11 protein-coding genes and 3 pseudogenes are annotated in these 23,144 nt (G+C 71.4%); 7 read left to right on the forward strand and 7 right to left on the reverse strand.

The window, feature by feature from the left end:
- The first annotated feature begins 72 nt into the window (after positions 1-72).
- From Q3Y56_RS12780 to Q3Y56_RS12790, 3 genes and pseudogenes are all read left to right on the forward strand, one after another.
- On the forward strand, positions 73-2,322 hold the full coding sequence (locus Q3Y56_RS12780) for a bifunctional glycosyltransferase family 2 protein/CDP-glycerol:glycerophosphate glycerophosphotransferase (protein ID WP_304462059.1): 2,250 nt from the start codon (positions 73-75) through the stop codon (positions 2,320-2,322).
- Positions 2,323-2,528: 206 nt separating this feature from the next.
- Positions 2,529-4,631, forward strand: a pseudogene (locus tag Q3Y56_RS12785) (glycosyltransferase family 2 protein); the annotation flags it as partial.
- Positions 4,632-4,793: 162 nt separating this feature from the next.
- On the forward strand, positions 4,794-6,488 hold the full coding sequence (locus Q3Y56_RS12790; RefSeq protein ID WP_304462060.1) for a serine/threonine-protein kinase: 1,695 nt from the start codon (positions 4,794-4,796) through the stop codon (positions 6,486-6,488).
- A 74-nt stretch (positions 6,489-6,562) separates the two neighbouring features.
- On the opposite strand, the gene Q3Y56_RS12795 is transcribed toward Q3Y56_RS12790, so the two are convergent.
- A complete protein-coding gene (locus Q3Y56_RS12795) occupies positions 6,563-11,554 on the reverse strand; it encodes an NAD-glutamate dehydrogenase (RefSeq protein ID WP_304462061.1) in 4,992 nt (1,663 codons plus the stop codon).
- A 434-nt stretch (positions 11,555-11,988) separates the two neighbouring features.
- On the opposite strand from Q3Y56_RS12795, the pseudogene Q3Y56_RS12800 reads away from it, so the two are divergent.
- Positions 11,989-12,557: pseudogene (locus Q3Y56_RS12800) on the forward strand (DJ-1/PfpI family protein).
- Positions 12,558-12,670: 113 nt separating this feature from the next.
- Here Q3Y56_RS12800 and Q3Y56_RS12805 read toward each other — a convergent pair.
- Both Q3Y56_RS12805 and Q3Y56_RS12810 read right to left on the reverse strand, forming a co-directional pair.
- Complete coding sequence (locus Q3Y56_RS12805) at positions 12,671-13,360, reverse strand: HAD family hydrolase (RefSeq protein WP_304462062.1); 690 nt, start codon at positions 13,358-13,360, stop codon at positions 12,671-12,673.
- Between the two features lie 82 nt (positions 13,361-13,442).
- A complete protein-coding gene (locus Q3Y56_RS12810; protein WP_304462063.1) occupies positions 13,443-13,949 on the reverse strand; it encodes a hypothetical protein in 507 nt (168 codons plus the stop codon).
- 272 nt (positions 13,950-14,221) lie between these two features.
- On the opposite strand from Q3Y56_RS12810, the gene Q3Y56_RS12815 reads away from it, so the two are divergent.
- A complete protein-coding gene (locus Q3Y56_RS12815) occupies positions 14,222-15,136 on the forward strand; it encodes an Rv3235 family protein (RefSeq protein WP_304462064.1) in 915 nt (304 codons plus the stop codon).
- Between the two features lie 111 nt (positions 15,137-15,247).
- Here the strand turns inward: Q3Y56_RS12815 and secA are convergent, their stop codons facing one another.
- Entirely contained in the window at positions 15,248-18,085 is a 2,838-nt protein-coding gene (secA, locus tag Q3Y56_RS12820) for a preprotein translocase subunit SecA (protein WP_304462065.1), read from the reverse strand.
- A 253-nt stretch (positions 18,086-18,338) separates the two neighbouring features.
- Between secA and Q3Y56_RS12825 the strand changes: the two genes are divergently transcribed.
- Positions 18,339-18,929: a GNAT family N-acetyltransferase gene (locus tag Q3Y56_RS12825; RefSeq protein ID WP_304462066.1), complete on the forward strand. Its 591-nt coding sequence runs from the start codon at positions 18,339-18,341 to the stop codon at positions 18,927-18,929.
- Between the two features lie 128 nt (positions 18,930-19,057).
- A pseudogene (locus Q3Y56_RS12830) lies at positions 19,058-20,277 on the forward strand (winged helix-turn-helix domain-containing protein).
- 99 nt (positions 20,278-20,376) lie between these two features.
- Here the strand turns inward: Q3Y56_RS12830 and Q3Y56_RS12835 are convergent.
- The 3 genes from Q3Y56_RS12835 to Q3Y56_RS12845 all read right to left on the reverse strand — a co-directional run bounded on the left by Q3Y56_RS12835 (position 20,377) and on the right by Q3Y56_RS12845 (position 23,077).
- On the reverse strand, positions 20,377-21,120 hold the full coding sequence (locus Q3Y56_RS12835) for a response regulator transcription factor (protein WP_304462067.1): 744 nt from the start codon (positions 21,118-21,120) through the stop codon (positions 20,377-20,379).
- Between the two features lie 223 nt (positions 21,121-21,343).
- Positions 21,344-22,033 carry a ribosome hibernation-promoting factor, HPF/YfiA family gene (raiA, locus tag Q3Y56_RS12840; protein WP_304462068.1) on the reverse strand — a complete coding sequence of 230 codons (690 nt, stop codon included), beginning with the start codon at positions 22,031-22,033 and terminating at the stop codon, positions 21,344-21,346.
- Between the two features lie 306 nt (positions 22,034-22,339).
- On the reverse strand, positions 22,340-23,077 hold the full coding sequence (locus Q3Y56_RS12845) for a ComF family protein (protein WP_304465579.1): 738 nt from the start codon (positions 23,075-23,077) through the stop codon (positions 22,340-22,342).
- Positions 23,078-23,144 lie beyond the last annotated feature (67 nt).

A 23,144-nucleotide genomic window follows, 5' to 3' on the forward strand; every position in this document is an offset into this window, starting at 1 on the left:
GAAGCAAGCACGTGAACAAGCACTGGACGGCCCCCACCTCGTTCCCGACGCGCGTCACACCCGAGGAGCGCCATGCCTCGATTCAGCATCGTCATCGCCGCCTACCGCGTGCAGGGCTACCTCCGCGCCTGCCTGGACTCCGCGCTGACCCAGTCGTTCCACGACATCGAGGTGGTGGCCGTCGACGACCGCTCCCCCGACCACTGCGGCGCCATCATCGACGAGTACGCGGCCCGCGACCCGCGCGTCGTCCCCGTCCACCTGCCCGTCAACTCCGGCCCCGGCCGGGCCCGCAACGCCGGTGTGGAGCGGGCCACCGGCGACTACCTGCTCTTCCTCGACGGCGACGACACCCTCGCCCCCGGCACCCTCCAGGGGCTCGCCGACCGCCTCACCCTCAACGAAGACCCCGACATCCTCTACTTCGACCACGTCCGCACCTACTGGTGGGACCAGGCCGAGCCCAGCCTCTTCGGTGAACTCCTCGCCTCCGCCGGTACCGACGTGTTCTCCGTCCGCGACCGGCCCGAATTCCTGCGGCTCTTCGCGATGTCGTCCAACCGCGTCTACCACCGCGGCTTCTACACCCGGCACGCCTTCGCGTTCAGCGAGGGAATCTACGAAGACGCCCTGCTCTCCTACAAGACCATGCTGACGGCGCGGCGAATAGCCTGCGTCGACCTGGTGGGGCTCGAATACCGGCAGCGGCGGACCGGTGCCAGCACCGGCAGCCCCGGCGAGAAGCATTTCGTCATCTTCGACCAGTACGCGCGGCTCTTCGCCTTCCTCGACGACCAACCGCACCTCGACCCGAAGCACACGCTGCGCCCGCTGCTGTTCGAACGGGCCGTGTCCCACTTCCTCTTCTGCCTCGACCGCCGCACCCGGGTCGCCGCGGCGGACCGGCGCCGCTATTTCCGCCGGGCCGCCGCGTGGTACCGCGCGCACCTGCCCGCGGACTTCACCCCGCCCGCCGACACCAAATGGCGCTTCAACGCGCTCGCGTGCGGCTCCTACGTCCACTACCGGGTACGGGCGCTGTTCGCGCGGTCGGGCGACGCGGCCCGCAAGCTCCGGCGGATCGTCCGGCGGCCCCTGGCCGTGCGGGCCAAGCGGGCGCTGTACAAGCTCCATCTGCGGCGGCCCGTCGACCCGAACCTGGCCGTCTACTCCGCGTACTGGGACCGCGGCGTGCTGTGCAACCCCGCGGCGATCTACCACAAGGCGAAGGAACTGGCGCCGCACATCCGCGGCGTATGGGTGGTCCGCAAGTCCGAACTCGCCTCGCTCCCGGACGGCGTGGAATACGTCGTCCCGGGCACCCGGAAGTTCTATCGGGCGGTGGCCCGCGCCAAATACCTCGTCAACAACGCGAACTTCCCCAACGACGTGGTCAAACGGCCGGGCACCGTCCATCTGCAGACCCTCCACGGGACGCCGCTCAAGTGCATGGGACTCGACCAGCAGCGCCATCCCGCCGCGAGCGGCGGAATGAGTTTCCGCAACCTCCTCAAACGCGTCGACCGCTGGGACTACGTCCTGTCCGCCAACCAGCACTCCAGCGAGGTGTGGGAGCGGGTGTATCCCGGCTCGTACCGGATCCTGGAATACGGATATCCGCGCAACGACGTGTTCTTCTCCGCGCCCCCCGACCGCGTCGCGGAGATCCGCGCCGGCCTGGGAATCCCCGCCGGGCACACCGCGATCCTCTACACCCCCACCATCCGCGACTACCAGAAGGGCTTCACCCCCCGCCTGGACGTGGCGCGCCTCAGCCGCGCCCTGGGCCCGCAGACCGTCCTCCTCGTACGGACCCACTACTCGTACGGCAAACGGGCCGGCCTGGAGCGGATCCAGGAGGCGGGACCGGTGATCGACGTCTCCGCCCACCCGTCCGTGGAAGAGCTCTGCCTGGCCGCCGACGCGCTGATCACCGACTATTCGTCGATCATGTTCGACTACGCGCTGCTCGACCGGCCGATCGTCGTCTACGCCGACGACTGGGAGACCTACCAGGCCACCCGCGGCGTCTACTTCGACCTGCTGTCCGGGCGGCCCGGCGACACCCCGGGCGCCGTCGCCCGCACCGAGGACGAGCTGATCGCCGTCTTCCGGGACGGCCGCTGGCGCGACGCCGAGGCCACCGCCCTGCGCACCGCCTTCCGGGAACGCTTCTGCCGGTTCGACGACGGCCACGCCGCCGAGCGCGTCGTACGGACGCTCATGCTGGCCCCCGACACCGCGCGGCCGACCCGCCCGTCCGCGTCCGCACCGCGGCGCGACGGCCGGGAACGCGACGGCCGAGAACCCGTTGCGCTGTAGCGCTCCGCCAACCCCGCCACGACACCCGCCCCGCCACCGGGCCCGGCCAGGACACAGCCCCACCGGGCCCGGCCAGGACACAACCCCACCGGGCCCGGCCACGACACCGCCGCCACCCGCCACCCGCCACGGCACCGCCGCCGCCACGACACCGGAGGTCCGACGCCCGCCATGCCTGCCGCCCCGCCACCGCCCCGCCGCGCGTCAGCGTGATCATCCCCGCCTACAACGCCATGCCCGAGCTGACCCACTGCGTCACCTCCGCGATGGAGCAGACCCTCGGCCTGGACCGGATCGAGATCATCGCGGTCGACGACGGCTCCACCGACGGCACCGGGGCGGAACTGGACCGGCTCGCCAGCGCCTGCCCCGCACTGCGCGTCGTCCACCAGAAGAACTCCGGGTGCGCGGGCGGCCCCCGCAACACCGGCCTCGACCTGGCCCGCGGCGACTTCGTCTTCTTCCTCGACTCCGACGACTACCTGGGGCCCGACGCGCTGCGCCGCATGGTGGCCATGGCCGACGAGAACGCCACGGACATCGTCCTCGGCAAGATGGTCGGCCTGGGCGGGCGCGCCGTCCCCACGGCCGTCTTCCGGCACAACCAGCCCCGCACCGACATCTTCTCCTCCGCCGCCTACCGGACCCTGGGCTGCTGGAAGCTCTTCCGCCGCGCCCTCATCGAGCGGTTGGGGCTGCGCTTCCCGCCCTACCGCAACTGCGAGGACAAGCCCTTCACCGCCGCCGCCTACCTCAACGCGGACGGCATCTCCGTGGTCGCCGACTACGACTGCTACTACGTCCGCAACCGCGAGAACGGCAACAACCTCACCCGCGTCGCCTCCGACCTCGTCCACCGCATGGACGGCACCCGGCTGTGCTTCGAGACCGTGGCCCGCCACCTCGAACCGGGGCCGCGCCGCGACCGGATCATGCGCCGCCACGTCGAGTGGGAGCTGTGCGGGCCGCTGCGGGCGCTGCTGCCGCGCGAGAGCGAGCAGGACGCGCGGGAGGTCTTCTTCCCCGAGTTCCGGCGCTGGGCGGAGCGCTGGGCGACCGACGGGGTGCGCCGGCTGATCGACGCGCCCGACCGGTTGCTGGTCCATCTGCTGCGCGCCGACCGCTTCGAGGACGTGCTGACCGTCGCCCGGAACGCCAAGGAGGACGCGCGGCGCGGCCACCTGGTCGACAAGGGCCGGGTGTACTGGCTCCACCCGTTCTTCCGCGACCCGGCGGCAGGCGTCCCCGACGTGTGTTTCGACGTCACCGACCGGCTGCCGGTGCACCACGCCCTCGACACCGCGCGGTGGCGCTCCGACGGCGTCCTGCGGCTGACCGGCCACGCCTGCATCGAGCACGTCGCCACCCTCGATCCGCGCACCGAGGTGGTGCTGCGCAAGCGGGACAGCCACCGGCCCGACGTACGGCTGCCGACCGCGCCGCGCACCGCGCCGCCCGACGTGCCCGGCGACGGCATCCACGAGAACGCGGGCTTCGCCGTCGACATCGACCTGGCCACCGCGGACGGCGGCGCCCCGCTGGGCCAGGGGATCTGGGACCTGTTCCTGGACGTGACGGCGCAGGACGTCAGCCGCACCGTCCGGCTCCGGCGGGCCCGTACGGAGGACGACGGGACGCGTACGCCGCCGCCACCGCGGCCCCTGCCGGCGCGCGCGCCCGACGCCGCGCCGACGGTGGGTGCGCCCGACGCCGCGCCGACGGTGGGCGCCCCCGACGCCCCGCCCACCGTCGTGACGCCCTTCTTCACCCCGTACGGCAACTTCTCGCTCGGCGTCGGGGCGCAGGGGCCCACCGAGCACACCGCCCCCTGCCGGGTCACCGACGTCCGCTGGGACCCCGCAGCCCCGGGCACCCTGGTCGTCGCCGGACGGCTGACCGGCGACGCGGCGCGCGGCGGCGGCCGGGCGGCGGAGGGCGGCGGCGCACTGCGGCTGCGCGCCACCGGAGCCAACGGCTCGCGCGCGCCGCACGACCCCCTGGAGGCCCCCGTCCACTACGAGCGGGACGGGAACCGCGACGCGTTCACCGCCCGGCTGCCCGTCAGAGCCCTGCGCCCCGGCCGCTGGACGGTGGTGCTGGTCCTGGGCGACGGGCCGGGCAGCACCGCGGCCGTGCCCCGCCTGGGCGGCCTCCCCGGCACCCACTGGTTCCGCCTCGGCCGCCCGCACTACGCCAAGCCCCTGGTCCGCGGGCCGGAGTCGACGCTGGTGTTCGAGGTGGCCCCGGTCAAGCTGGGCATGGCCCTGCGACGACGGCTGCGACCGCTTCGGGACCGGCCGCGTACGTGACCACGGTCCTTGACCGCGTGCTCAACCGCGGCCTCGACCGCGTCGCCGACACCGGCGGCGCCCGCGATGCCGGATCGTGTCCCCCAGGGCCGCTGGTCGCCGGATGGCCTGGGCATGCCATCGATAACATCAGGCCATTGCCGCGCCACCTTGGGGGACCCGATGCCGCACGCCCATCAGCCCGTCCTGAAGCCGCTGGGGCCGGACGACCCACGGGAGGTCTCCGGCTACCAGTTGCTCGCCAAGATCGGCGAGGGCGGCATGGGCTCGGTCTACCTCACCCGCACCCGAGGCGACCAGCCCGTGGCCCTGAAGCTGATCCGGCGCGGATTCGCCCAGAACCCGGACTTCCGCGCCCGCTTCGAGGCCGAGGTCCAGGCCGCCCGCCGGGTCTCCGGCTACCACATCGTGCCGGTGCTGGACCACAACATGAACGGCGACCAGCCCTGGATCGCCACCTCCTACGTCGCCGGCCTCGCCCTGGACGACGCCATGGCCGCCTTCGGCCCGCTGCCGCTGCCCGCGGCCCTCCAGGTCGTCGGCTGCACCGCCCGGGCCCTGGTGTCGGTCCACGCCGTCTCCGTCATCCACCGCGACCTCAAGCCCAGCAACATCCTGCTCAGCTCCCAGGGCCCGTGGGTCATCGACTTCGGCATCGCCCGCGCCACCGACACCACCCAGCTGACCCGGACCGGCGGCTTCATCGGCACCCCGCAGTACATGTCCCCGGAGCACGCCCTGGGCCGGAAGGTCACCCCGGCCACGGACGTCTTCGCCCTCGGCCTGATCGCCGCCGTCGTGGCGACCGGCCGCCACCCCTACGGCGACGGATCGGGCCTCTCCGTCGCGGCCCAGATCGCCAACACGCAGGTGCAGCCCCCGGACCTGAGCGGCTACCCGGACCAGCTCCGGCCGCTCCTGGAGGTCTGCCTCGCCGCGGACCCGGCCGCCCGCCCCACCCCCGCGGCCCTCGCCGACTGGTGCCAGCAGGTCTCCGGACGGCAGCTGTCCGACTTCACCGGCTGGCTGCCGCCCCAGCTCGCCGGAGAGATCGCCCGCCGGGAACAGGCCGCCCTCCAGCCGCCGCAGCCGCAACCCACGCCCCAACCCCAGCCCCAGGCAGCGCCGCCGACCGCGCCGCCGACCGCGCCGGTGCCCCCAGCCACGTACGTCCCCACCCAGGCGGCGCCCCCTGGCCCCGTAGCACCGGCCTACCAGGCGTACGCCCCCACTCAGGCCGCCGCCCCCGCTCCGCAGCCGCCCGCTGTGCCCGTGCCCGTGCCCGCGCGCCGCAACCGCAAACCGCTCCTGATCGGGGGCGGCGTGGTGGCGCTGGCGGTCGCCGGAGCCGTGATCATGAGCAGCGGAGGCGACGACAAGCCCAGGAACAGCGACCCCAGCACGTACACGGCGAGCGACGTCAAGGACGAAACGGTCTACATGTGGGCCATCCCCGATGAGGGGAGTTCCGTGAACATGGAGACGTTCTACGACCTCGACGCCGACTTCGGCTTCGAGCGGAGCAACGACCGGGACGTGGTCAAAGTGGGCACCGAGGAAATGAACATCGACGGCCACAGGATCATCTTCCGCACCAAGTTCGGCAAGGCGAAGAGCGATTCCGTCAAGGACTGCGCGGCCGCCGCACGCGGCCAGCAGACGCTGCCGGACGTCCTGGAGAAGGAACAGTTGACCGGGGCCAACCCCCTGATCCGCCAGGGCGATGTGCTGTGCACCGTCACGACCGACAAGAACCTCGCCATGCTGAAGATCACCAAGGTCCTCCCGGGCGAGCAGAGAAACCCAGCGGCTGATATCCCGATGTTCGACGCGGAGTGGACGCGCTTCGAGCCGTAGAGCCTTGAGCTCCGCCGTGACAAACGCCCGAGGGGCGGTACGGAAACCCCGTACCGCCCCTCAGCGCCTACCGCCTACGCCCGCGACCGCAGCAGCGTCCGCATCGTCCGCATCGCCACCGACAGGTTCGCCAGGTCGAAGGTCTCCGAGCCCTGGATCTCGTCCAGCGTGGTGCGCGCCCGCTGCAGGATCGCCGCGTTCTGGCCCTCCCACGTCGTGAACCGCTGCTCCGGCGAGGCCGCGCCGTTCCCGGCCGCCAGCACGTCGGCGGTGAGGGCGGCGTGCGCCGCGTACAGGTCCTCGCGGATGGAGGCGCGGGCCATCGACTGCCACCGGTCCGCGCGCGGCAGCTCGATGATGCGGTCCATGAGCTGGGTGATCCGCAGCCGGTCGGCCAGGTCGTAGTAGACCTCGGCGACGGCCAGCGGGTCCTTGTCCGTGCGGTCGGCGATGGCGACCACGTCCAGCGCCGGGAAGACGGAGGAGAAGCCCGCCACCCGGGTCGCCAGCTCGTCCGGCACACCGGCGCCGGTCAGCCCGTCGTGGATCTGCTGGTACCAGTCCAGGTCCGCGCCGCGCAGCAGCTTCGGCAGCTCGCTCCAGACCGTCGCCACGCCGTCGTGGAAGAAGTCGATGGTCTCGGCCAGCTCCAGCGGCTGCGGGCGGTTGTTGAGCAGCCAGCGGGCGCCGCGCTCGACCAGCCGGCGCGAGTGCAGCCGGATACGGGTCTGGACGTCGGCGGCGACGACATTGTCCAGTGCCTCGACGGCGTCCCACACCTCGCCGAGCCCGAAGATGGCGCGGGCGGCGGTGTGGGCACGGACGATCTCCTCGACGGACGCGCCGGTCTCCTCCCGCAGGCGGTGCAGGAAGGTCGAACCACCGGTGTTGACCGTGTCGTTGACCAGCACCGTGGTGACGATCTCGCGGCGCAGCGCGTGGGCGTCGATCTGCTCGCCGAACCGTTCGTTCAGCGCGCTGGGGAAGTACGCGTGCAGCAGGCGCTGGAGGTAGAGGTCGTCGGGCAGGCTGGTGCCGATCAGCTCCTCCGCCACCGTGATCTTGGTGTAGGCGAGCAGCACGGCCAGTTCGGGCTGGGTCAGCCCGCGCCCGGAGGTGAGCCGCTCGCGGATCTGCCGGTCGGTGGGCAGGAACTCCAGCGCGCGGTCCAGGGCTCCGTCGCGCACCAGGCGGCGCATGGACCGCTGGTGGGCGTGGAGCAGGCTGGGGGCCTGGACGACGGCGTTGGCCAGGGCGACGTTCTGGGCGTAGTTGTTGCGCAGCACCAGCGCGCCGACCTCGTCGGTCATCTCCGCGAGCAGCTTGTTGCGCTGCTTGACGGTCATGTCGCCGTCGGTGACGACCGCGTTGAGCAGGATCTTGATGTTCACCTCGTGGTCGGAGGTGTCCACGCCCGCGCTGTTGTCGATCGCGTCGGTGTTGATCCGGCCGCCGGCGATGGCGAACTCGATGCGGCCGAGCTGGGTCAGACCGAGGTTGCCGCCCTCGCCGACGACCTTGACCCGCAGGTCCTGGCCGTCGACCCGGATCGCGTCGTTCGCCTTGTCGCCGACGTCGGCGTGCGTCTCGGTGTGCGCCTTGACGTACGTGCCGATGCCGCCGTTCCACAGCAGGTCGACCGGTGCCTTGAGGATGGCCTTCATCAGCTCGGCCGGGGTCATCTTGGCGCTGCCGCCCTCGATGCCCAGGGCCGCGCGGACCTGCGGGGTGATGGTGATGGACTTGGCGCTGCGCGCGTGGACGCCGCCGCCCGCGGAGAGCAGCGAGGTGTCGTAGTCCGCCCACGAGGAGCGCGGCAGTTCGAACAGGCGGCGGCGCTCGGCGTAGGAGGTCGCCGCGTCCGGGTTCGGGTCGAGGAAGATGTGCCGGTGGTCGAAGGCGGCGACCAGGCGGATGTTCTCGCTCAGCAGCATGCCGTTGCCGAACACGTCACCGGACATGTCACCGACGCCGACGACGGTGAAGTCCTGCGTCTGGGTGTCGTGCCCCAGCTCGCGGAAGTGCCGCTTGACCGACTCCCAGGCGCCGCGGGCGGTGATGCCCATGCCCTTGTGGTCGTATCCGGCGGAGCCGCCGGAGGCGAACGCGTCGCCGAGCCAGAACCCGTACGCCTGGGCGACCTCGTTGGCGATGTCGGAGAAGGTGGCCGTGCCCTTGTCGGCGGCGACGACAAGGTAGGTGTCGTCGCCGTCGTGGCGGACGACGTCCTTCGGAGGCACGACCTGCCCGCCGACCATGTTGTCGGTGATGTCCAGCAGGCCGGAGATGAACGTCTTGTAGCAGGCGACGCCCTCGGCCAGCCACGCGTCGCGGTCCACGGACGGGTCGGGCAGCCGCTTGCCGACGAAGCCGCCCTTGGCGCCCACCGGCACGATGACGGTGTTCTTCACCATCTGCGCCTTGACCAGGCCCAGGATCTCGGTACGGAAGTCCTCGCGCCGGTCGGACCAGCGCAGGCCGCCGCGCGCGACCTTGCCGAAGCGCAGGTGGACGCCCTCGACCCGCGGGGAGTACACCCAGATCTCGTACGCCGGGCGGGGCGCGGGCAGGTCCGGGATGGCCTGCGGGTCCAGCTTGATCGACAGGTAGGAGTGCGGCTCGCCGCCCTTGTTCTTCTGGAAGTGGTTGGTGCGCAGCGTCGCCTTGATGAGCGTGAGGAAGGAGCGCAGGATGCGGTCCTCGTCCAGCGAGGCGACCTGGTCCAGGGCCGCTTCCAGCTCCTCCAGCAGGGCGTCGGTCAGCTCGGTGCCCGCCCGCTGCCGCTCCGGCGACATCCGGGCCTCGAAGAGGGAGACCAGCAGCCGGGTGGTGTGGACGTTGTTGCGGAGGGTGTCCTCCATATACGCCTGGCTGAAAGTCGCCCCTGCCTGCCGCAGGTACTTGGCGTAGGCGCGCAGCACCATCGCCTGCCGCCAGTCGAGGCCGGCTCCCAGCACGAGCTGGTTGAAGTTGTCGTTCTCGGCCTGGCCGGTCCACACGGCGGCGAACGCGTTCTGGAAGCGCTCGCGGGCGTCGTCGGCGAGCGCTTCGCCGTTGGCGCGGGTGGCCGGCAGCCGCAGCCCGAAGTCGTAGATCCAGGCGGTGGTCCGGTCCGAGCAGCGCAGCTCGTACGGGCGCTCGTCGACGACCTCGACGCCGAGCCGGTTCAGGACCGGCAGCACCGCGGAGAGCGAGACCTGCTCGCCCGTACGGAAGATCTTGAAGCGGCGCTCGCCGTGGGCCGCGCCGACCGGCTCGTACAGGCTGAGCGCGAAGTCCCCCTCGCGGCCCGCGGCGGCCAGCCGGTCCAGGTGCTGGAGGTCGGCGACGGCGGCGCGCGGCGAGTGGTCGGCCTTGTAGCCCTCGGGGAAGGCGTTGGCGTAGCGGCGCATCAGCTCCGCCGCGCGCTCCTCGCCGACCTCGGCGCCCAGCGCCTCGGCGAAGCCGTCGGCCCAGGAGCGGGCGGCCTCGACGAGCCGGTGCTCGATGCGCTCGATGTCGGCGTCGGTGAGGTCGGGCAGCTCGGTGCCGGGCTGGACGCGGACGACGAAGTGCAGCCGGGAGAGCACGGACTCGGTGTGCAGAGCGGTGAAGTCGACCGGGGTGCGGCCGTTCAGCTCCTCCAGCAGGATGTCGGTGAGCCGCAGCCGGACGTCGGTGGTGAAGCGGTCGCGCGGCAGGTAGACCAGCGCGGAGTAGTAGCGCCCGTACTCGTCCTGGCGCAGGAACAGCCGCAGCTTGCGGCGCTCCTGGAGGTACAGCACGGAGGTGACGATCGACCGCAGCTGGTCGGCCGGGGTCTGGAACAGCTCGTCGCGCGGGTAGGTCTCCAGGATCTGGAGCAGGTCGCGGCCGTCGTGGCTGTTGGACGAGAAGCCCGTGCCCTCGAGGACCTCCTGGACCTTGCGCCGGATGACGGGCACGCGGCGCACCGACTCGGTGTACGCGGCCGAGGAGAACAGGCCCAGGAAGCGGCGCTCGCCGATCACGTTGCCGTCGGAGTCGAACTTCTTGACGCCGATGTAGTCGAGGTACGAGGGCCGGTGCACGGTGGCGCGGCTGTTGGCCTTGGTGAGGACCAGCAGCTTGTGCTCGCGGGCCTTGGCGCGGGCGTCGGCGGGCAGCCGGCTGAACGACGGGGAGGCGCCGATCCGCGTGTTGGGCGCGTACTCCTGGCCGCCGTGGCCGTCGTGGTGGTGCGGGTCGGAGCGCAGGATGCCGAGCCCGGTGCCGGGGACGACGGCCAGCACGTCCTCCTCGCCACCGCTCTCGGTGGGCGCCTGGATCAGCTCGTACTCGCGGTAGCCCAGGAAGGTGAAGTGGTCGTCGGCCAGCCAGCGCAGCAGCTCGCGGGCCTCGTCCACCTCCTGGTCGCGCAGGTCGCCGGCGATGGGCTCGGAGGGCAGCTCCTCGGCGATACGCAGCGCGGAGTCGCGCATCTTCTCCCAGTCCTCGACGGCCTCACGGACGTCGGAGAGCACGCGCAGCAGGTCGGCGGTGATCTGCTTGAGGTCGCCGCGGTCGGTCTCCCGGTCGATCTCGACGTGGATCCAGGACTCGGTGAGGGCGTCGTGCGGCAGGCCGGCGGCGGCCGCGGCATCGTGCCGGTCGGAGCCGTTGTCGAGGATCTCGATGAGCTTGCCGGTCAGGTCGCGGCGGACGATCACCTGCGGGTGGATCACCACGTGGATGCCGCGGCCCTGGCGGGACAGCTCGTTGGTGACGGAGTCGACCAGGAAGGGCATGTCGTCGGTGACGACCTCGACCACCGAGTGCGGGCAGGTCCACCCGTTCTCCTCGACGGTGGGGGTGTGGACCCGGACGTTCGCGGTGCCCTGGGGGCGGTTTTCCGCCAGCCGGTAGTGGGACAACGCCGCGCCCAGGACGTCGTCCGGGTCGCGTCCGGCGAGGTCTTCGGGGGCGGTGTGCAGGTAGTAGCGCTGGAGGTACGCGGCGCGGGACTCCTCACCCAGGCCGTGCGCGGGCCCCCCGGCGGGGCCGTTCTCAGCGATCCGGGCAGCCCGTGCGAGCAGCTCGGCCTTGGCTTCGTCCAGCTTGGTCTGCATGTCCTCTGGCTCCTGTCGCGCGCCGTTGCGAGACATCGTTGGTGAAGGCCATACCTCGCGACGCGGAATGTCCGCTCTGATACGACGGTATGCCCGAATGGGAGAAGGCAGGGCCGTTCTTGTCCGGAATTGGCCAAGATCCCTGGCGGCACGGATCAGCGGCGGCCCGAGCACGACGATGGCCCGGGCGCAGGGCAGGGGCTTCGTCGCCCCTGGTGGATATCGCGCCGATCACGCCGTAAGGCTATCGCTCTTACCCCCGACGCCGTCATGAGCCGTATGTGTACAAAACCCGGCCCGGAAGTTTGACGGTGCGGACAGTGACGCGAACACCTGATCCCCTCTTCACCCTCTTGGCACTCGGCGCTTGCGGATGCAGGGTGAGCGGGACGGCGAGTAGCGTGGAATCACGTGACGAGGCAGAGGTGGGCAGCATGACGGCTGCGAAGGTCCTGATCGTTACCGGTGACGCGGCGGAGTCACTGGAGGTCTTCTACCCGTACCAGCGGTTGCGCGAGGAGGGGTACGAGGTCCACATCGCCGCCCCGAGCCGCAAGAAGCTGCGCTTCGTCGTGCACGACTTCGAGGAGGGCTTCGACACGTACACCGAGAAGGCAGGGTACACCTGGCCGGCGGATCTCGCCTTCGCGGAAGTCGACCCGGGACAGTACGCCGCCCTCGTGATTCCGGGCGGCCGGGCCCCGAGTACCTGCGCAACGACCCGGAACTGCGCAAGATCCTCAAGGCGTTCTTCGACGCGGACAAGCCGGTCGCCCAGACCTGCCACGGCCCCCTGCTGACGGCGGCCATCGACGGTCTCACGGGGCGCAGGGTGACCGCGTATCCGGCACTGGAGCCGGACATGCAGGCCGCCGGGGCGGGATTCCAGGACAAGGAGGTCGTGGTGGACGGCCCGCTGGTGTCGGCACGGGCGTGGCCGGACAACCCGGCGTGGATGCGCGAGTTCCTGAAGGTCCTGCGGGCCAGTACGAAGGTGGGCTGACAAACACCAAAGACCCCGGCGAGGTGCGCGCCGGACTCGCAGGCTCCGGACGGGATTTCCGGCCCGCCCGGCGCCTGTGTCAGCGCATACGTGATCGCGCCAGGCGATCGGCCTTATACAACCGAGCCGTTGGACGGGCGGGCTCCGGCCATCCGACCCGCCAACTCCGCGGCCTCGGTCAAGGTGTCGACCACCGGCACCCCGGCGGCCTCAAGGCTCGCCCGGCTGTGCGAGCCACCGGTGTAGAGCACGGCGTGAGCGCCCGCGTGCGCGGCGGCTATCGCGTCGTCCGCCGCGTCCCCGATCACCACGACCTGCTCCGGCGGCACGCCCTCCAGCGCCGCGAGATGGCTCACCATCTGCGCGGCCTTGCCGGTGTTGCTTTCACCGATCCGGCCGTCCACCCGCACGAAGTGCTGCTCGATGCCGTGCGTGCGCACCAGCGGAACCAACAGGTCGTGCGGGGCCAGCGAGCACAGGGACTGCGTGAACCCCGCGGCCTGCCAGTCGGCCAGCAGCTGCTTGGCCCCCAGAGCCAGCCCGGCGTTCTCCGCCATGACCCAGTAGTAGCGGTGGAAGGTGGCGTCCATGACCTGCCACTCCTCCTCGGTGGGCAGTCTGCCTATCAGCCGCTCGTAGAACCGCGGCACCGGGACGCAGTACAGCTCCCGGTAGCGCTCCAGCGTGATCGGCGGCAGGCCGATCTCCTCGAAGGAGGCGTTCGTCGCCGCGATGACGGCGTCGATGTCGTGCAGGAGCGTGCCGTTCCAGTCCCAGACAATATGTGCCGCGTTCTTCCCCATGCCCAAGACGGTACCGACCGGGTCTGACAGACGGGACGGCTTGTGGATACGAGGTGGATGCGGGGGTGGATACCGGGGCGGCTCAGCCGATGAGGTTGGGGATCTCCTGCGTGGCGTACCACAGCAGCTCGTGGTCCTCCGCCCCGTCCACGACGAACTGCGCGTCGTCGTCACCGAGGTCGGCGGCGCCCAGCGCCTCGGCGGCCGCGGCGACGTCCGCCTCCGCGTCGCCGGCGTCCACGTGCACCGCGGCGGCCTTGGCCAGCGGCACGGCGGAGGTGATCCGCACCTCGCCGAGCGCGGACTGGTCCAGGCCCCGGTCGGGATCGGCGACCGCCGCCCCCTCGGCGACGTCCACCGCCACGACGACCCGGCGGCGCGGCGCCTGGGGGTCCACGGCGAGGCGGCGCAGCGACGCCTGCGCGGCGCGGCTCAGCGCCGCGTACTCCAGCTCCTCGACGTCGTCGGAGACGTACCACTCGCGCAGCGCGGGCGTCACGGCGTACGCGTCCAGCGGCGCCGGACCCAGCTCGCCCGCCTTGTGCGCCTCGGCGAGCCCGGGGAGAGTCAGGGGGACATAGACGCGCATGGCTGCCGCTTTCGTGAAAGCCCTCTTCGAGCGTGCGGATGGACGGATGTGGAGCCAGCATACGGGCGCGCGTCCCCGCCCGGCGCAGCCGAGCGCCCGGTAGGGGCAGTTGGCCGCGCACTGCCTCACCCCCCTGATAGGGGAAACCTCCCCTGCCGCCCCGGCATGGGGCAGTCCCTCTTGCCGCTGCCGGAAACACCTCGGTAGAAGAGCACACCACCGAAGTTACTCACTGGTATCCACCGGGCCGACGGCCTGGAGTGGGGGGACCGATGATGAACAGGAACGGAAGCACCATCGCGACAGCACACAGGGCACCGGCTGACGCGACGGCACGCCCGGGGACGGGCCGAACCGAGGACGTACCGACGGCAGACCGCGCCCCGAGCTCGCCGGAGGCCGTCCCTGGGGCGGACTCGGCGGCCACGGCGTCCGGCGAGGGCGCCACACCGCCGCGCTGCGGCGCCGAGGCGGTCGACAGCCCGCCGGCCGTGCAGCCCGCGGGCACCGCGCATGGATCGGACCCGGGGCCTCCGCTCGCCGGCGCACAGGCGGCGGCCGCCGCAGATCTCGCGGCTCGCGCCGTCAACCGCGCGGCTCATCCCAACGCGGGAACCGCCGCGGCGACCATCGCGGGCACCGGCGCGGAGACCATCGCGGGCACGACCCCGTCCCGCGCGGCGAGCCGGACCGCGCACCGCGCCGCGCCTCCGCGCGTACCCGCGCAGTCCCGCACGCGCCCCTCGGCCCGCACCGGGCCGCCCGGCCGCCGCGATGCCCGGCGGCCCGGCGGCACCCGGCTGGTGTCGGCGCAGGCGACCGCCGCCGCGCGGCGCCAGGCACGGGAACACCTGCCGCGCTACTGGTTCGCGCACCGGCTGCTGCTCACCCTCAGCGGGCAGCGCCCCGTGCACATCCTGCTGGGCCACGCCCTCCCCGAGGCGTACGACCAGCTGGTGGCCCTCGCGCCGCAGGCTCCTTTACGTACCGTCTCCGACGGGGCGGCGACCGCCCCCTACCTCGAGCGCTGCGGCGAGTACCAGCCGCGGGACGGCGTCATCGAGGCCTTCGCGCGCATCGCCTCCGGCGACCGGCTGCGGGCGTTCGCGTTCCGGCTGGAGCGCGGGCCGGACGACCGCTGGCGCTGCGCGGCCGTGGAGGTGGGCCCGACGCAACACCCCCGCTGATCGACCAGCCCGAAGTCCGAGCCCGAGCCCAAGGCCCGGACAACGGACGGGCCGGGGCACCGCGGCCTGCGCCGCCGTGCCCCGGCCCGTAACCCGTCACCGGTCACGCACTCACTTCTTGCGGCGCCGTCCGCCCTTCGCGGCCGCCTTGCGGCGCTCCGCGCGCGTCAGGCCGTCCGACTCCGACGCACGCGGCGCCGGCGGCTGGTCGCTGGTGGCGAAGTCGCCCTCGACGATGTCGCCCTCGCCGTCCACCTTCGGCGCGGTGAAGTGCAGCTTGTCCGGGCGCTGCGGGGCCTCCAGGCCCTTGGCGCGGATCTCCGGCCGGCCGCCCGCGGCCGCCGGAACCGCGGCCTCCTTGTCCTTCCGCAGCGACGCCTTGTCCTCCGCGTCCTGCACCGGGACCTCCTCGACCTGCTGCTCGACCTGGACCTCCAGGTTGAACAGGTAGCCGACGGACTCCTCCTTGATGCCCTCCATCATGGCGGTGAACATGTCGAAGCCCTCGCGCTGGTACTCGACCAGCGGGTCCTTCTGGGCCATCGCGCGCAGGCCGATGCCCTCCTGGAGGTAGTCCATCTCGTAGAGGTGCTCACGCCACTTGCGGTCCAGCACCGACAGCACCACGCGACGCTCCAGCTCGCGCATGATCTCCGAGCCGAGCTCCTTCTCGCGCGCGTCGTACTGCGCGTGGATGTCCGCCTTGACTTCCTCGGCGATGAACTCGGCGGTGATCCCGGCACGGTCGCCGGCATCCTCCTCCAGTTCCTCGATGGTCACCTGCACCGGGTAGAGCTGCTTGAACGCACCCCACAGGCGGTCCAGGTCCCACTCCTCGGCGAAGCCCTCCACGGTCTCGGCCTGGATGTAGGCGTCGATCGTGTCGTCCATGAAGTGGCGGATCTGCTCGTGCAGGTCCTCGCCCTCCAAGACCCGGCGGCGCTCACCGTAGATGACCTCGCGCTGCCGGTTGAGGACCTCGTCGTACTTCAGGACGTTCTTGCGGGTCTCGAAGTTCTGCTGCTCGACCTGCGACTGGGCGGAGGCGATGGCGCGGGTGACCATCTTGTTCTCGATCGGAACGTCGTCGGGGACGTTGGCCATGGCCATCACGCGCTCGACCATCTGCGCCTTGAACAGCCGCATCAGGTCGTCGCCGAGCGACAGGTAGAACCGGGACTCGCCGGGGTCGCCCTGACGGCCGGAACGACCGCGCAGCTGGTTGTCGATACGCCGCGACTCGTGCCGCTCGGTGCCCAGCACATACAGCCCGCCGAGCTCCTTGACCTCCTCGAACTCGGCCTTGACCGCGGCCTCGGCGCGCTCCAGGGCGGTGGGCAGCGCGGCCGCCCACTCCTCGACGTGCTCCACCGGGTCCAGGCCCTGGCCGCGCAGCTCCCGCTCGGCGATGTCGTCGGGGTTGCCGCCGAGCTTGATGTCCGTACCGCGGCCGGCCATGTTGGTCGCGACCGTGACCGCGCCCTTGCGGCCGGCCTCGGCGACGATGATCGCCTCTCGGTCGTGCTGCTTGGCGTTGAGCACCTCGTGCCGCACCCCGCGCTTGTTGAGCTGCTGGGAGAGGTACTCGGACTTCTCGACGGAGGTGGTGCCGACCAGGACCGGCTGGCCCTTCTCGTGCTTCTCGACGATGTCCTCGACGACGGCGTCGAACTTGGCGACCTCGGTGCGGTAGATCAGGTCGGACTGGTCCATCCGGATCATCGGCCGGTTCGTCGGGATCGGCACGACGCCCAGCTTGTAGATCTGGTGGAACTCGGCCGCCTCGGTCATGGCCGTACCGGTCATGCCGGAGAGCTTGTCGTAGAGGCGGAAGAAGTTCTGGAGGGTGATCGTGGCGAGCGTCTGGTTCTCGTCCTTGATCTCCACCCCTTCCTTCGCCTCGATCGCCTGATGCATGCCCTCGTTGTAGCGGCGGCCGGCGAGGATACGGCCGGTGTGCTCGTCGACGATCATGACTTCGCCGTCGATGACGACGTAGTCCTTGTCCTTCTTGAACAGTTCCTTGGCCTTGATGGCGTTGTTCAGGTAGCCGACGAGCGGGGTGTTGACCGACTCGTAGAGGTTGTCGATGCCCAGCCAGTCCTCGACCTTGCTGACACCGCTCTCGTGGATGCCGACGGTGCGCTTCTTCTCGTCGACCTCGTAGTCCCCGGTCTCCTCCAGGCCCTTCTGCGGGTTGGCGGCCTCGCCCTTGGTCAGCCGGGTGACCAGCTTGGCGAAGTCGCCGTACCACTTGGTCGCCTGGTCGGCCGGGCCGGAGATGATCAGCGGCGTACGGGCCTCGTCGACCAGGATGGAGTCGACCTCGTCGACGATCGCGAAGTTGTGCCCGCGCTGGACCAGTTCGTCCTTCGACCACGCCATGTTGTCGCGCAGGTAGTCGAAGCCGAACTCGTTGTTGGTGCCGTAGGTGATGTCGCACGCGTACTGCTCGCGGCGCTGCGCGGGCGTCATGTTGGCGAGGATGCAGCCGACCTCGAGACCGAGGAACTTGTGCACCCGGCCCATCATCTCGGAGTCGCGCTCGGCCAGGTAGTCGTTCACCGTGATCAGGTGGACGCCCTTGCCGGACAGCGCGTTGAGGTAGGCGGGCAGCGTGCCGACGAGGGTCTTGCCCTCACCGGTCTTCATCTCGGCCACATAACCGAGGTGGAGGGCCGCGCCACCCATCATCTGGACGTCGTAGTGACGCTGGCCGAGGACGCGCTTGGCGGCTTCGCGGACGGTGGCGAACGCCTCGGGCATCAGGTCGTCGAGGCTCTCGCCGTCGGCGTACCGCTCCTTGTACTCGTCCGTGAGGGCGCGCAGCTCGGCGTCGGAGAGGCTCAGGAAGTCCTCTTCGATGGAATTGACCTGGTCCGCGATGCGGTGCAGCTTGCGCAGGATCTTTCCTTCGCCTGCACGCATGAGCTTGTTGAGGACGGACACGTAGGCTGGCTCCTTGCCGGTCGGGCGTGGCACGGTCGGGTGCGCTGGCGCGGCATTATCAAGCGGCGCTGGCCCCGCCGCAACGGCCATCGTAAGACAGGACCCCGCCGCACCGGGAGGTCCGTCCTTACGAAGACCAGGTGTCACCTGTCAGACCCAACGTACGGAGGACGCCCAAGGTGCCCGTGCCGCCCCCGGTGATGCCGCGGGATTTCGCTCGCGCGCCCCTGGCCCCGGGCACCAGACTCGGGCCATGGAGCCCATCACCCTCACCAGCGAGCGCCTGGTCCTGCGCCCCTTCGAGCCCTCCGACGCTCCGGCCGTGTACGCGGCGTGCCAGGACCCCGACATTCCGCGATGGACCAACGTGCCCTCTCCCTACACGCGCGACCACGCGGCGGACTTCGTCGGGCGGATCTGCCCGGACGGCTGGCGGGACGACATGACGTACAACCTCGCGGCGGTCACCAAGGACGGCGGGGCGCTGGTCGGCGCCGTGGGCCTGGTCCGGCTGGCCGACCTGCGCGGCCCGGAGCGGCAGGCCGAGCTGGGCTACTGGACCGCGAAGGAGCACCGCGGCCGCGGCTACACCTCCGAGGCGGGACGGACCCTGGTCGACTGGGCCTTCACGGAGCTGGGCGTGGAGCGCATGGAGTGGTACGCGGAGGCCGGGAACGTGGGCTCCCGGGCGGTCGCGTTGAAGATCGGCTTCCGGATGGAGGGCACGCTGCGGGCGAAGATCCCGTACGAAGGCACGCGGCGGGACGCCTGGACCGGATCGCTCCTGCCCTCGGACTGGGGCCTTCCCTCGGCCGCGCCGTACCTGCCCGGCCCGCAGTCCTGAATCCCTCCTGAATCCCTGACCGCGGCCCCCGGCCGGCACGGCCCGAGGGCGGCCGGGAGCTGTCTGCACAGCATGGGCATCGTGCCTGGTCAGGGCCGATTGTCAGGGGTGACCTCTACGGTGTCCGCATGACGAGTGCTGTCTCCATTGCGGCCCCTGTGCCCGAGGTCAGTCTGTCCGCCGACGAGGCGCGCCGGATCGCGCTGCGTGCCCAAGGTTTCCTGGGCGCACCGGATCGCAGAGGCGGGGTCCGGGGGGTGCTGCGCCACCTGGGCGCGGTGCAGCTGGACACGATCTCCGTGCTGGCCCGCTCCCATGAGCTCGTGCCGTACGCGCGCCTCGGCGCGATCGGCCGCCGGACGGTGGAGGACGCGTACTGGACGCCCGCCGCGGCGGGCGTGTCGGGCTCCCCGACCGGCGCCCCGGCCGGCTTCGAGTACTGGTCGCACGCGGCCTGCATCCTGCCCATCGAGGAGTGGCCGCACTTCGCCTTCCGGCGGCGGGCCTACCGGGCCCGCCCGCACTGGGGTCACGAGCTGGCGGACGGGGCGTACGAGGCGGTCATCAAGCAGCTGCGCGCCCAGGGCCCGCTGACCGCCACGGAACTGGGCGGCGCCAAGAACGGCGGCCCGTGGTGGGACTGGTCGGAGGCGAAGGTCGCCGTCGAGCGGGCGCTGATGCACGGCGAGGTGGTCTGCACCGAGCGCCGTGGCTGGAAGCGGGTGTACGACCTGGCGGAGCGTGCGGTGCCGGGCGCGCTGCTCCACGACGACCTGGACGACGCGGAGTGCCTGCGGCGGCTGGTGCGGCTGGCCGGGCAGTCGCTGGGCGTGGCCACCCGCGCGGACCTGGCCGACTACCACCGTCTCAGGGGCGAGCAGGTGGACAGCGTGATCGCCGACTCGGGGCTGGTGCCGGTGGAGGTGGCGGGCTGGGGGAAGCCCGCCTGGGCCCATCCCGAGGCGCTCGCGGCGGCATCGGTGAACGGCGGCCGGCACCGCACGACGCTGCTGTCCCCCTTCGACTCCCTGATATGGGACCGGGCGCGCACGGAGCGGATCTTCGGCTTCACCCACCGGCTGGAGGCGTACGTCCCCAAGGCCAAGCGGGTGTACGGCTACTTCGCGATGCCGCTGCTGTCCGGCGGCAGGCTGCTGGGCCGGGTCGACCCGGCGAGGGAGGGCGGACGCTGGTGGCGCGTCAGGTGGCGCTGGAGACGCCGAAGGCCGTCGGGCCGATGGCCCGGGCGCTGAGGGAGGCCGCCGAATGGGTGGGCTGCGACGACGTCCGGATCGAGCGGGTGGACCAGCCGGAGCTGGCGGCGCCGCTGGCCGCGGCACTGGGCTAGCCGCGGTACCGGGCAGCGGCGGGACATCCCGGAGGAGTCCGCGTCCGACGGGGGCGAGAATCCCGGAGGAGTTCCGAGTCCGACGGGGTTTCTCGCCGCTTAGCGGATCTCGAGGATCTTCTCCCGCATCGCGTACACCACGGCCTCCATCCGCGAGTGCAGCTGGAGCTTCTCCAGGATGTTGCGCACATGGTTCTTCACCGTGTTCTCGCTGATGAAGAGCTCCTTGGCGATGTCGCGGTTGTTCATTCCGGTCGCGACGAGCTTGAGAACCTCCAGCTCCCGGTCGGTCAGCCGGGGCGCGGGCACCAGTCGGCGCTCGTCCGTGCGCTGGATCATCGACTTGAACTCGGTGAGGAGTTTGGAGGCCATCGAGGGGCTGATCTGGGACTGGCCGTCGGCGACCGCCCGGATGGCGGTGGAGACCTCGTCGGTGGAGATCTCCTTGAGGAGGTAACCCGTGGCGCCCGCCTTGATCGCGTCGTAGAGGTCGGCCTCCTCGTCACTGATCGTCAGCATGATGATCTTGGCGCTGGGTGCCACCTCCTTGATGGAGGTGCACGCCTCGATCCCGCCGCGCTTGGGCATCCGGACGTCCATCAGCACGATGTCGGGCAGCAGGTCGGCCGCCTTGTCCACGGCCTCCGCGCCGTCCGCCGCCTCACCGACGACCTCGATGTCCTCCTCCTGCTTGAGGACGATCTCCAGTCCGCGCCGGAAGAGCGCGTGATCGTCCACCACGAGCACCCGGATCGGCTCCTCACGCGCCCCACCCCTGTCGGCACCGGCCTCGACGCCGCGATCGTGGTCTCCCTCGGATACCGGCCCGAAGCTGTCCGCCATCGTTCCTCCCCCTGAAGGCCATGGCCCTTGCTGCGCGCGCTCTCTGCGCGCGGCTTTGCGCCGTCAACCGGTCGGGTCCCTACGCCGGTTGCGCGCTCGGTCATGATTTCATGCCCGGGCGGTGGGGTGGTGCCGCAAGGACGGCACACTGGTGCCCCGGGGGCGCACAGTCACCCCGGGGCACCACCGTGACATCACATCGCGCGGCCCGGCGCCGGACCGGTCAGCCGCCGAGCGAGCCGCCCGCCCCTCCGGCTTCCTCTCCCACGAACGCCTCGGGCTCCAGGTGGATCACGCCGTAGTCGTAGGCGTGCCGCCGGTAGACCACACTCGGCTGCTTGGTGTCGGAGTCGACGAACAGATAGAAGTCATGTCCGACCAGCTCCATCTCGTAGAGCGCCTGGCCCAGCGTCATCGGCGCCGCGGCGTGCGTCTTCTCGCGCACGACCAGCGGCCCTTCTCCCTTGACCTCCAGGGGGCCCATCCGGGTGGTCGGCACGCCCTCGACCGTGCGCTGCGCGGCGATCTCCCCGGTGCCGTTGATACGGGCGGCCTCGGGGACCGCGATGGCCACGTCACTGGCCGGGATCCTGCCGTTGCCACGACGTGTGTGGCGCTTGTCGTGCTGCTTTCGCATGCGCGCCTCCAGCTTGCTCGCTGCCAGGTCCAGCGCTGCGTACGGATCTGCGGCCGCGGCTTCCGCCCGGATCACCGGCCCACGGGACCGCAGGGTGATCTCGACTCGGTCGGAGCGGTCCGACTGCCGGGGGTTGTGTTCCTTGGACACCTCGACGTCCAGGCTGATCACCTTGCCGTCGAGCTTCTGGATTTTCTCCAGCTTCAGCTTTTCCGCCACGTGCTTCCGGAACCGCTCGGGCACCTCTGTTTTGCGGCCTTTGACGACGATGTCCACGCAGAACTCCGTTCCCGGGTCGCTCCACGGCGAGCGCGGAGCGCGTCCCTTGCTGCACTAGGCTCCGAGGTTTCCCGGAGCCACCGGCTTGGCGGCTTTCACCCCTTCCTCCCCCATGAACAAGATCGCCACCCACCTCTGCCACTGTCCGAAAGGAGCAGCACAATTTGCCACCAAGCGGCTATCCGAGGCATAGCGCCTGCCATCCCTCACAACCGAACATAGCCCTCCTACGCGGAAGTCGGCACCCCTTACCCGCCCGTACCTCCAGTCGAGTGTTCGGTTTCCCCCACTACCTGCAACGATCTATGTTCTATTTGAGTTCCGGTTCATTTCGAACGCAACCGGTGGTGCGGCGACCACGGCGGCACCCGCGACCGGACCCCCGGCGTCCGTGACCGCACGCGCCGCCTCCGCCAGCGATGCCCCGGTCGTCATCAGGTCGTCCACCAGGACCACCGGCCCCGCCGCCAGCAGCGCCCCGGCACCCGCCGCCACGCCCAAGGCCCCGCGGAGATTCGCCCTGCGCTGCCGCGCGTCCAGCCCGGACTGATCCCGCACCCCCCGGTGCTGCCGCAGCACCGGCAGCACCCTGGCCGGCACTCCACGGCGCCGCAGCGCGCCCGCCGCGGCGCAGGCGATGCGGCGGACCGGATCGTGGCCCCGCGCGGCCACCGCACGCCGCGCGGACGGCACCGGCACGAGCAGCAGCGGCCCGCCGGGACAGCGGCGCGGCCCCGCCGCCTCGCCACCGCCGACGGCAGCCCGTACCGCGCCCGCCAAGGCCGCCCCGAGGGGTTCGGCCAGCCGCAGTCCGCCGCGCTCCTTGTGGGCGAGCAGCACCGCCCGTATCTCGTCCCCGTACGCCCCTGACGCATGAACAGCCGGGAGCCCCGGCGGCACCGGCTCCGGACACACGCGCCGCGCTCCCTGCCCGCACACCGCCGCATGGCACCGCCCGCACAGCGCCGTACGCGGCCGTCCGCACCCGGCGCAGCCGACCGGCAGCACCAGACCGCTGATCTCCTGCCACCACCCCCGCATGGCCACCCCCGCCTGCCGTTCCCCCTGGCGATCACCGCCCCATGGCGATCGTCCCCGCAGGCACCAC

The sequence above is a fragment of the Streptomyces sp. XD-27 genome (assembly GCF_030553055.1).
In the GTDB taxonomy this organism is placed as follows: Bacteria; Actinomycetota; Actinomycetes; order Streptomycetales; family Streptomycetaceae; genus Streptomyces.

Bases quoted from the DNA above. Each gene is read 5' to 3' on its own strand.
- Q3Y56_RS12780 (WP_304462059.1), top strand. From the start codon at position 73: ATGCCTCGATTCAGCATCGTCATCGCCGCCTACCGCGTGCAGGGCTAC.
- Q3Y56_RS12790 (WP_304462060.1), top strand. From the start codon at position 4,794: ATGCCGCACGCCCATCAGCCCGTCCTGAAGCCGCTGGGGCCGGACGAC.
- Q3Y56_RS12795 (WP_304462061.1), bottom strand. From the start codon at position 11,554: ATGCAGACCAAGCTGGACGAAGCCAAGGCCGAGCTGCTCGCACGGGCT.
- Q3Y56_RS12805 (WP_304462062.1), bottom strand. From the start codon at position 13,360: ATGGGGAAGAACGCGGCACATATTGTCTGGGACTGGAACGGCACGCTC.
- Q3Y56_RS12810 (WP_304462063.1), bottom strand. From the start codon at position 13,949: ATGCGCGTCTATGTCCCCCTGACTCTCCCCGGGCTCGCCGAGGCGCAC.
- Q3Y56_RS12815 (WP_304462064.1), top strand. From the start codon at position 14,222: ATGATGAACAGGAACGGAAGCACCATCGCGACAGCACACAGGGCACCG.
- Q3Y56_RS12825 (WP_304462066.1), top strand. From the start codon at position 18,339: ATGGAGCCCATCACCCTCACCAGCGAGCGCCTGGTCCTGCGCCCCTTC.
- Q3Y56_RS12835 (WP_304462067.1), bottom strand. From the start codon at position 21,120: ATGGCGGACAGCTTCGGGCCGGTATCCGAGGGAGACCACGATCGCGGC.
- Q3Y56_RS12845 (WP_304465579.1), bottom strand. From the start codon at position 23,077: ATGCGGGGGTGGTGGCAGGAGATCAGCGGTCTGGTGCTGCCGGTCGGC.